Below are 2,277 nucleotides of genomic sequence, written 5' to 3'. Positions count from 1 at the left end.
ACTTACATTACTTCCATTATTTTTAAATGACTTCATTCCTTCTTGCATAGTTTGTCCTTCTGAGCCATTTATTTTATTGCCTTCTATATTATTTGTACTAAAATCTTTATTTGGATTATTTCTTAGATTTTCTATGTCTTTGAATTTATCATTTAATGAACTTAAATTACTTCCATTATTTTTAACTGCTTTCATTCCTTCTTGTACAGTCTGTCCATCCAATCCCTTTGTTTTACTAGCCGCTATGTTATTCTTATCAAGATCATTATTTTGATTGTTCCTTAAACCTTCTATGTCTTTAAACTTATCACCTGGTGAATTTAAATTACTTTCATTATTTTTAAATGACTTCATTCCTTCTTGTACAGTCTTTCCATCTAATCCTTTTGAATCATTATCTTCTAAGCTATTCTTACCAAAATCTTTATTTGGATTGTTTCTTAATTCATCTATTTCCCTAAACTTATCATTTAAAGCATTTAAATTAGCTGAATTATTTTTATTTGCTTTCATTTGCTCTTGTAAACTTTCTCCACCTAAGCTTCCTGGTTTATCTCCATTTTTATTTTGCATATTAATATCATTAGCTGAATTATTTTTAAGTTCATCTATATCCTTAAATTTATCATTTATAGTATTTAAATCTGCTTCATTGTCTTTACTTGCTTTCATTTGGCTTGGTTGACTATCTACAGTTTTATCTTGCTTTTTAATATCTGAATCATTTTCTTTATTAGGTATATTATTTTTATCTTTTCCTTCAAACATTCCTGACATAGCTCCACCAACACCAGCCATGCCTAAAGCAAATCCATTTCCTAATTTAGGTACTAATCCAGCTAATAATTTTCCTGAATTTAATGCTCCCTTTGCTACTCCATATCCAGCCATTAAAGTTCCCCATGAACTCTTTAACCCTGCATCTATTCCCAATATTCTTTCTACTAAATTAGGACCATCTATAACCGCTATTGCTCCACCTACAATAAATAATATTTTTAATATTCCATTATTACCTAATCCATTAGCAACAAGACTTCTTGTTATCCATGAATTATACAACATATACATATTAGTTAATACAGCAGTAATAAATATAACTATAAATATGGATATTATATGCTTTACCATTTCTTTCAACCTTTTACCATCACTAATATCTGCAAATGCTAGTAATGTTATAAAAAGTTTATTAAATGCTAATTCAAATAATAACCTTATAACTTTTAACATAATACAAACAAATGCTACTCCAATAGCTCCAAGAGAGATGATTACTGATATAAAATCAATATTATATCTATAATACATTTCATCTATTGAAAACCATCCTTTCTCTAACTTAACTAATTTTTTATCTCCATTTTCTTCGAAAATTATCTTTTTCTTGAATAAATCTGAATCTTTAACTTCACTTGCATCAATAGCTTCATTTATATCTATATTATATATACTATCTGCACTTATATTATTTGTTTCTCCAGATAAATTAAAATTATTGTCATCCAAATAATATATATCATATAAACTTTCTTTAACTAATGTATCTGTTATACTTTGATTAGTATTATTTATACTACTTATCGCTATTTTAGTTATCTCATTCATCTTTGTCATAAAAGTAGAAAGTAATACTACTACTAATATTGAAAATAATATATTTGATGGTAACTCATTTCTATTTTGCTGCCTATTAAATGTAATTCTAAACCCTAGTATACCTATTGAAATAGCAAGTATAGTCCAAACTAAAGGTTCATATTTATCTATTAATTGACTTACTTCTGAACTATTGAAAAATCCATTTATTGTATATACCTTATTAGACGTACTTTCAATTCCATTGACTAATTTAGCAAGTAAGGTTACTAATCCCCAACCTAACCATCTAATACAACTTTCAAATACATTTCCTAGTTCAAGAACTCCATTCTCAATTAATGTATAAAGAGTGTCCAAAAATCACACCTCCTACTTCATATTTTTTATTTCTTCTTCTCCTATTTTTATATAACTATTTAACTTTTCATTATTAATTTCATTTGCTACCTTATATAAATTGCTCCACATAGAGTTTTCATTAAAAACTTCAACACCTTTCTTTCTCATTTCTATTTCTCGATTAATATTATCAAGGTCTTTAGGAGTATATATTCTTCCTAGCTCTATATCTTTTTCTTTTGTTATATACTCATTAATCGCTTCTACTTCTTCTGTTATTGGCTTATTTTGTATAGTATTTTCTTCTTTATCGTCTTTAAATAGTATTAACTCTTT

General features: G+C 26.6%; 2 protein-coding genes. Both read right to left on the bottom strand.

The features are described from left to right. Positions 1 to 1,959: pLS20_p028 family conjugation system transmembrane protein (locus Q0Y03_RS15380; protein ID WP_297714660.1), on the bottom strand; the 1,959-nt coding region annotated here is incomplete at its 3' end. A gap of 12 nt (positions 1,960 to 1,971) precedes the next feature. Then, positions 1,972 to 2,277, bottom strand: a 306-nt coding sequence (locus Q0Y03_RS15375; RefSeq protein WP_297714659.1) for a hypothetical protein, incomplete at its 5' end; no start/stop codon positions are given.

The organism is Clostridium sp. (assembly GCF_026168755.1).
GTDB lineage: Bacteria > Bacillota > Clostridia > Clostridiales > Clostridiaceae > Clostridium.
The sequence above is the reverse complement of the archived record's forward strand: the minus strand, read 5'-3'. Positions and strand labels throughout refer to the sequence as shown.